At 55.2% G+C, this 7913-nt stretch carries 9 protein-coding genes; 2 read left to right on the forward strand and 7 right to left on the reverse strand.

Annotated elements, in window-relative coordinates:
• The 5 genes from CKO15_RS14580 to CKO15_RS12855 all read right to left on the reverse strand — a co-directional run.
• Nucleotides 1-220, reverse strand: a 220-nt coding sequence (locus tag CKO15_RS14580) for a DUF4147 domain-containing protein (RefSeq protein WP_200196971.1), incomplete at its 3' end; no start/stop codon positions are given.
• Entirely contained in the window at nucleotides 217-834 is a 618-nt protein-coding gene (locus CKO15_RS12840; RefSeq protein WP_200196973.1) for a YqiA/YcfP family alpha/beta fold hydrolase, read from the reverse strand. The genes CKO15_RS14580 and CKO15_RS12840, both read right to left, overlap by 4 nt.
• A gap of 157 nt (nucleotides 835-991) precedes the next feature.
• A complete protein-coding gene (locus CKO15_RS12845) occupies nucleotides 992-1477 on the reverse strand; it encodes a ProQ/FINO family protein (RefSeq protein WP_200196976.1) in 486 nt (161 codons plus the stop codon).
• 206 nt (nucleotides 1478-1683) lie between these two features.
• Nucleotides 1684-1953: a hypothetical protein gene (locus CKO15_RS12850; protein ID WP_200196979.1), complete on the reverse strand. Its 270-nt coding sequence runs from the start codon at nucleotides 1951-1953 to the stop codon at nucleotides 1684-1686.
• A 97-nt stretch (nucleotides 1954-2050) separates the two neighbouring features.
• Nucleotides 2051-2755, reverse strand: a complete 705-nt coding sequence (locus tag CKO15_RS12855; RefSeq protein ID WP_200196982.1) for a hypothetical protein — start codon at nucleotides 2753-2755, stop codon at nucleotides 2051-2053.
• 1507 nt (nucleotides 2756-4262) lie between these two features.
• Here CKO15_RS12855 and CKO15_RS12860 point away from each other — a divergent pair.
• Both CKO15_RS12860 and CKO15_RS12865 read left to right on the forward strand, forming a co-directional pair.
• Entirely contained in the window at nucleotides 4263-4511 is a 249-nt protein-coding gene (locus CKO15_RS12860; RefSeq protein ID WP_200196985.1) for a hypothetical protein, read from the forward strand.
• Between the two features lie 169 nt (nucleotides 4512-4680).
• Nucleotides 4681-4878, forward strand: a complete 198-nt coding sequence (locus CKO15_RS12865) for a hypothetical protein (protein WP_200196987.1) — start codon at nucleotides 4681-4683, stop codon at nucleotides 4876-4878.
• Between the two features lie 208 nt (nucleotides 4879-5086).
• On the opposite strand, the gene CKO15_RS12870 is transcribed toward CKO15_RS12865, so the two are convergent.
• Together CKO15_RS12870 and CKO15_RS12875 are read right to left on the reverse strand one after the other, a co-directional pair.
• Nucleotides 5087-6256, reverse strand: a complete 1170-nt coding sequence (locus CKO15_RS12870; RefSeq protein WP_200196997.1) for a ParB/RepB/Spo0J family partition protein — start codon at nucleotides 6254-6256, stop codon at nucleotides 5087-5089.
• Entirely contained in the window at nucleotides 6246-7475 is a 1230-nt protein-coding gene (locus CKO15_RS12875; protein ID WP_200196999.1) for an AAA family ATPase, read from the reverse strand. The genes CKO15_RS12870 and CKO15_RS12875 overlap by 11 nt, the downstream gene beginning before the upstream one ends.
• Nucleotides 7476-7913 lie beyond the last annotated feature (438 nt).

Consider the following 7913-nt stretch of genomic DNA (forward strand, 5'->3'; position numbering starts at 1 on the left):
TGCGCTCACCGAGGGCTGCCTCCACAGCGGCCGCCATCGCCCAAGTCGCCTTCCCTGCACCGATAACGATCAACCGCCGAATCGTGCTTAGATCGAACCACTCCTCGCCGATGCGCAGCCACTCGCCTTCCCGCTCCAGTGCCTTCGCCACCGCTGCGTAGCCGTCCACGGCCGCCACTCCGGCGCGAAAGATCGCCGCGCACTCCTGAGTTCGACTCACTCGCACCGCCGACCTCCCGCTACGCTACCGCACCGGGCACTGCCCGCCTCCACAGCCGCCAAAAAGGCACGGATCCACGGCACGTGAAGCTCCAAGCCGTCAAAGCCGTGGCTACCTCCCTCCTCAACCAGCTGCTCGCAGCCGTGCAGCGCGGTGATCGCTTCGCGGGCATCCAGCAGTTCATCGCCGAGTTGAGTAAGCAGTAGTAGGTTTTCCTTTCGGTACTGTGACGGCGCCATGGATCGAAGCGCTTGCAGATGGCCTTCGTGCCACTCATAACGGCTGCCGTCGTGGAGATTAAGACCACCGGTCGGCCCCAGTGCACAACGCAGCGTTTCGTAAGGGCGCAGCGCCGGATTGATCAGCACCGCCCGCAGACTCGGGAACCGCTCGCTCAAGCAGAGTGCATAGAAACCACCGAGGGAGCTGCCAATCACGCCGGCTGGCTCGAAGCGCGCCACACACTCGATCAGCTCGCTCAGCGTCTCAAGCGCCAGCTGTGGATGGGTCGGCAACGATGGGGCGAGGAAGCCAACGGCCTGTAACTGCTGCCGCAGAAGCATCGCTTTGTGGCCGTACCCGCTGCCGCCGAAACCGTGAAGATAGAGGATCATTGATCTGAGCTCACTAGGAAGCTCTGCGGGCTTTGATGAAGCTGTCGCCCTCGTCCTGCTTGAGCAATAGATCTGCGTAACTAGACACGGATACGCCTCCTAACACCGCTCCTCGGATCGGCGCCCATCGTAAGATCGACGCTTCCCACTCCTTCTTTCACTCTTTCGTCTTTTTGAGCCTCAACGTGCCTCCCCAATTCGGTTTAGGCTTCTCCTCTTCCGTGACTGTCGACTTGTCAGCCCCTTCCTTCTGTGACTCCGCGTTGGGCAGCTCTCCCTTTTGCTGCTTCGCCTTACGCTCTCGATGCCACTTTTTCAGCTGCTCGTGGGCAAAGGTGGCTTGTTGATCGGTCACTTCTCCGGCAATCGTGCCGTCTAGGTGGTGTCGGGGCTTTTGAGCGGCCACAGCGGCTAGATAGCGGGGATGCCGAGTCCACTTTGCCAGCACGGTTCTGATAGCCCACGCCGGTGGTCCCTCCTCAGCGCGTGCCTTATCGTATAACAGCTTGTGGACACCAATCGCTAGCGGTCGACCTTCGTCACCCTTGAAGACGACCGGGAACTGTTCCCTAACCCACTCCCTCGCCTTCTTGACTTTTTCAGCTTTGATTTCTCGTCTTGAAAGGGTTTGATCGTGAGTCATGCTGCTAACCCTCCTCAGTGACTCCTAGCTAGACTGGTACCCGCTCGTTCGCTCGCGCATCGTATCCGCAGCAGGCTCAGGGACGGCTTTTATCACGGCGCCTTCCTCTGTCAGCAACTACTTGAGCGACTACATGTCAGCGGGTGCCGCCGTAGCGACGCCGCTACTCGTTGAAAACGGTTCAACTGCGTCCGAATCCATCGGTTTCAAGCCTGGTCAACTGCCATCAGGGCGATCATCTCAGATGCAACTGCTTCCATTTGCTGCTCGGTCATCGCCCCGAAGGCCTCGCGAGCCTCATCCAGGCCGCTATCGCTGTCGGGATAGGGAAAATCGAGGCAACAGACGCTGAATCCAGGCGAACGGACGTGGATCCTGATCTGCGGCCCATTCTCTGCCCCTTCATCGAGCAGGACCATGATCTGCCCGAGCTCAGAGTGCTCGTGCAGTTTGCAGAAAGGTTCAGGGGGAGGCATTTGATCTCCTCTGTTTTTTTGATGGGTTCCAACCAACCAACGCTGTGTTCAGTCGTTAGCTTTTGGATTATGAATTGTATGACTATATGGGGTGCCGCTAGCGACACCCTCCCCCCCTACCGCTAGCGACACCCTCCCCCCATCGTCGCTCACTACCCCGAGGCGGCGGCGGTGGAGGCTGGAAGTCGTCTCGCATACTGTGGGGCACTCCCCAGCGTCCTTGCTCCAGGAGCCGTTGAGCGATCCGCAGGCCGTGGAACGTGGAGCGCCTCGATTGTGGATTGAACAGCAGGTGCCAGACGATCTGGCGGTAGAGTTCTAGGAAGGCGACGCCCATAAAGAGAGCGTACTTATCTGCGATGGCGGCCGCCTGGACCAACTCGCTCTGGCTGAGTCGCTCGCGGACCAGCTGCGCATCGGCCTGTGCTCCCTCGGCGTGTCTGCGATCACAGCTGCCCACTTGCCCTTTCAGGCCCCCCTCACTGGCGGTCTTGCGGGCTTGGTGCGCGTTGTGGCGGCGGATCTCGTGACGATAACGTTCGATTGCCTCTAAGTCGTTTGGGGTCAGCGCCGAGTCGGGATCGAGGCCGATGCGCATGTCATGGCCGTGCAGTCTCACCATGATCTCGAAGTGGTTTCGCTCTTGGTGCGTCATGCGGGCCACGATCGCAGTTTCATCATTGAGCACGGGTGGAACGAGCTCTACCGGGGTCGCTGCATCAGACAGAGTCTCTTCCTCTGCAGCTGACTCACACTGCACTTGCGGCGACTGTGGCACTTTAAGATCAGGTTCAGGAGCCATGGGAGAAGGTGTCGTCTCGGTAGGGCCTGTTTCTGGAGGGCGAGGCGGATCCTGTTGTGGTGATGCAGTATCTAGGGGGCTCGACTCCTCGGTGGGTTGAGAGGCCAGAGAGCGCGCGTGTGGCGCGGATGAGCAGCAGGATCCGGATACCGTGGCGGCGATCGCCGACGTGGCTTCCAGCACCACGGTGGTACTTGCCTGCCGCGGAGTGGCGGCTCCAATCTGCTGTTCAAGCTCTTTGGGGATCGTCAGGATCCAGTGCGTGCGCTCATTGCTGCCGTCTTCGCGTACGGGCGAGAACCAGTGGAGCAAGCCTGCGTTTTTGAGTTTGTTCCGTCCCCGCCCGACCGAGGATTTGGTCGTTTGCAGGCGTTCGGCAAGTTGCTCGACAGAGATAATGGCCATGTAGTCTTGTCGCTGCCGGCCCATATCCCAGAGGTGACGGAAAAGGTCGACTGTAATGCGGTCGCGAGGACCGGCAATAGCTGCGATGTATCGATCAATGACTCGTGGGATCGCGGTGTACGGTAAATGGTCGCATGCATAGTCGAAAATATTGACGTTCGATCTTTCTTGTGAATTGCTAAGGTAAGCCAAGGCGGTGCCCTCCTTGTTCTGGACACAGCAACCCTTGACTCACACCGGAAAGCACACTAGACTGCAGGTGTCAGGCTGCAGTTTAGCGATGTTCTTCCGCGCGTGAGCTTATAGGCTGCGATGCGGTGAAGGCCCCCGGGTGCTACCAACACCCGGGGGCCTTTTGGTTCTAGTTTCTACTGCTCTTCAATCTCTATCCTCTCTTTTCTGCAATTCATCAATCGTCGCAGAGTAAGACAGCCAAGCGCTCTTCGCATGCGGTGTGTAGAGCGCCTCTAAATCCAGCCAGCAGAAGCCTCAGTGGGTTGGGGTGCTAACGGTCACACGGACGGCGCACGCTGGGATTTAAGATTACCGCATGATTTTCACTTTATGCAAGCGGTTGTATATCGAATCGCTGAATGGACACAAGTCTCTTGTGGGTACCTGTTATGCACAACATCACACCCCCAGAAAAACCTTTCTTGGCCCGTTAACCCCTTGGTAGAAAGATGTTCGGCTGAGATATTCAAGTTGATGTCAACAGGATATCAACAAAAGGGTCCCGCAATCAAATACATCCATTAAAATCAATAGTCTAGCGGCTTTTCTGTGGGGGGGGGAAGGCTAACCCCTATCAGGAAAGGTTTTTTGGTAGGGCGCAAAGCGTTTTCGAACTGGTCCTAAAGACACTTTTATTTGATAGAGGCGTTAGGGCGGCAAGTGATCAAAAGCGTTTGACGTCCTTTTCCCTGAGAGATGAGAGTTCTTATGGTGTGGTTTGACGTAACCAAACAATCTTTCTTCTGGGTGGGGAAGCTCCGATATTTCCTAAAACGATGAGTTGGTTTTGCCGCTTAGCTTCATTTGGGAACTTTTGTAGGAGAGTGATTGTTTCACTGTGAAACGAGGCATCCGGGCGTGATGACCCATGGCCTGTTCTGTCGAGGGAACAGGCGGTCGCGGGCCGGTGATCGAGACACGACCAAAAGCCCTAGTGGAGGTAGCCGGGGAGGGCCACGGTGAAACAGGACTGCCGATCAAACTCCCCTACGATCTGCTTACTGTCGAGGAGGCGGGGAGTAGCTGCTGTCTGGTGGTCGAGGTCGCGATCGAGGCCCTTGGGGTGATGGTCTGGAGTGGTCGGTTTCACGGTGAAACAAATCCCCTATGTTTTTAGGGTGTTTCACGGTGAAACAGGACCGCTGCTGTGATGTGCCGCGGTCTGTCTGCTGTCGAGGAGTTGAGAGCCGGCTACTGGACGATTGGCGCGGTTCGGTCCCTGTTGTGGTCTCCGGTACGAAGCGGTCGGTTTCACTGTGAAACGAGGCATCCGGGCGTGATGACCCATGGCCTGTTCTGTCGAGGGAACAGGCGGTCGCGGGCCGGTGATCGAGACACGACCAAAAGCCCTAGTGGAGGTAGCCGGGGAGGGCCACGGTGAAACAGGACTGCCGATCAAACTCCCCTACGATCTGCTTACTGTCGAGGAGGCGGGGAGTAGCTGCTGTCTGGTGGTCGAGGTCGCGATCGAGGCCCTTGGGTGATGGTCTGGAGTGGTCGGTTTCACGGCGAAACAAAGCCCCTACGTTTTTAGGGTGTTTCACGGTGAAACAGGACCGCTGCTGTGATGTGCCGCGGTCTGTCTGCTGTCGAGGAGTAGAAGGTGGCTGTTAAACAAAAAACGAAACCGTGACCAGCCCCAAGAGTGGTGGTCAGGCGAGGGGAAAGGCTTGCACGTGTTACGAAACAGCTTTAGATTGCTCGTTCAATCGCTTTGCAAATTTTCTGCATAACATCAACATCAATCATGAAATTAGGCTCAATTACGATTTTGCCATGTTCGTTTAAGTAGGCGACGCCTCGCTGCTCGCCGTTCTGCCCGTTCAGCTGTATTACGTATTGTCCTGACGGCTTTCTGTGAGAAGGCGATTCTGTCTGTGGCACTTTATTTCTGGTGGGATTTAAGGTTTTTGAATCCTCCTCTTTACAGTGGTTATAAGAGGGGGGGCGCATGTAATCGTCATCATTTGTCGGCTTATCGACAGCATTAATCTCTTCTCCTTTTTTGGAGCTTTGGTCTTCATTGGGAGAATGAGCTTTCTTGTTGTTGTTTGATGAACGAAGCGCCTTCAAAACCTCAGTCAGACGTGTTTTCGCTTCTTCTGCATCGCATGCTGGCCCTGCATTTTTAAATATTCTTTCAGTTATTTTCTGAGATAAATCGGGGTTTTTGTTTGATTCAGTGGCTATTTCATAGCCGAGTCGTAGCGGAATCCAGCTCGGTCTCTCTCCTACGATTTCAAGTATTGCCTTCGGCAAATCTACCAGTGCAAGCATCTTTGTTATTGTGGCTTTTGAGGTTCCGGTCAATGCAGCTAATTCAGCACGATTTTTGACTGCTTCAAGCTCAAGAGCCTCTGCCATTAGTATCGCCGTTTCATAGGGAGGCTGGTTTTGGCGGTTACTGTTCTCGCGCAGGCGATCGCTGATTAGCTGTGCATCGCTCGCTTCTCGCACGTATGCTCGCAAAGGCAAACCGAGATCGCGGCAGGCGAAGTAGCGGCGATGACCATAGATCAGCTGATATTTTGGGCCATCTGGAGACGGATTGGGATGATGGCGTACGGCTGCAGGGATCTCGTTGTGGCCGCGGCTTGCGATGTCCTCGCGTAAAAGAGCTTCAGTATCAGGGTCGTAGCTTGCTGGGAATCGATTTTTTCCAACAAGCTCAATTTGTTCGATCGGAATTTCTTGGTAAGCTCGATCCCTCAGTCCTTGCTCTGCACGGTCGAGACTTGCCGATGCAGGCGGTCGTGTGGTTGATGCCTGTACAAACTCTAATGTTTCACCGTGAAACACTTCCTGCGGCGCCTCAGCAGGCGGCAGGGCACGCAGTCCGCGATGTTGTTTCTTACTTGGCATGAGTGCCCTCCTGTTCCTCAGCTATGCGATGCCACGCAGACTGAACATTGTCTAAAATCTCCTGCATCAACGGATCAATAATCTCGCGGGCACGGCGGTACGTTGTGGAATTCATCCCTGCTGAAGGCGCAATGTCGTAGATTGAGTTCATTGTTGCGCCAGCAGCTGAGAGCGCGCGCGTTATACCAAAGGGATTCTGAAAAACGTTGACGCCATAGATGTAACGTATCCACTCGCTGATGGCGCGGGAAGATTCGTTGTTGCGGTCGTAACGGGAAATAAGTATTTTGTACAGCTCGAATGTTTTGCTACGTCCTTCAATGCGCCGCATCTTAGTCAATACTTCCGCAGTAAGAGAAAGATATTGAACCGAAGTAGCGAAGTCGACGTACTCCGCTGGAACCGGAACAATCACCCCGTCAGCAGCCCACATAACGGCAGTAGTCGTGTGAAGCAAAGATGGGGGGCAATCGAGAATGATAAGGTCGTAGTCGTCTTTGATTTCGTTAATCGCTTTATCGAGGAAGTGATAGTATGCTGTGGTTGGGTTTTCTACCTGTTGCATGGGAATATCAGCTTCGATGGAGTAAACTGCCCCACAAGCTGGCACTATGTCGAGTCCGTCTAAGTGTGTCGAGCGTACTAACTCCCGCAGGCTTTTTTTACCGCGAAACACGCTGATAACTGTTTCGTGATCCTGGATCTCAGCGTCCGGGAGGAAACCGTGCATCGCTGTAGCAGAAGACTGAGCATCCATGTCGATTAGTAGCGTCCGATAGCCGGTGATCGTACTGTAGTGCGCCAGATGAACGGCGGTGGTTGTTTTGCCAACTCCACCTTTTTGGTGCTGTACGGCTATCGATAGAGCGCGACTCCCCTCAGGTCGTATGGGTGTTGTGCCCTCTATGGCGCGCATACGGTGGATCTCGCTGAGCGTGAAGTATCTGTTGTTGTTGCTGCCACGTTGCCCAGTGGGATAGCCGATTTCGGTGGCTCGCTTCAGTCGCAGGTAGAGGGTGGCGCGAGAGATACCAATGAGTTGTGCTGCTTCAGACGAATGGAACAGTCTGGCTGGTTTGCGCAGCTGCTGACCGTCGACTTGGCTGCCCAGGTCGTCTCGGACCTGACGCAAGACTTTCTGTCCGTAAGCTGCAAGTTGGCTGAGTTCATCAACTCCGCGTCTCTTTTCTAGTACTGGAGGCACTGTCGTTACAGACATAATGTTCACCTATCTGACTTGTTGGCCACTTTAGACACTTGTGCCGTAATAATGCAAGATGGTGTGTCTAACCGTTGCAGTGCTGGCAAAAGCCGCCGGCGGCGTTTTTTATTATAGGATATTGAATAAACTGGGTTTTTTGGGCTTTCTGCCCAGTTTGCCGCTTCACTAGCCGCTGAGGTTCTTCAGATGGTGGAGGCGCGAGCAGATATCACAGGTGCAACATGCACAGGGTATATTCCGGCGAGCAAGGTGGGGCGGCGATTATCGGGGGCACCCTGCACCCTGTAGCCATCAAGCAACAGACTCGCCGCCTCACCGCCGCAGCAGGTCGCCTTTGATTAGCCAGACTAGGACGGTGAGCGGCCAAAGCAGGCCGGCGATGACACCAACGACACTCGCCACGTCGTTGCCGTGGTCGACGAACTTGACCATGGT

This window comes from Halorhodospira abdelmalekii (genome assembly GCF_016583625.1).
In the GTDB taxonomy this organism is placed as follows: domain Bacteria; phylum Pseudomonadota; class Gammaproteobacteria; order Nitrococcales; family Halorhodospiraceae; genus Halorhodospira; species Halorhodospira abdelmalekii.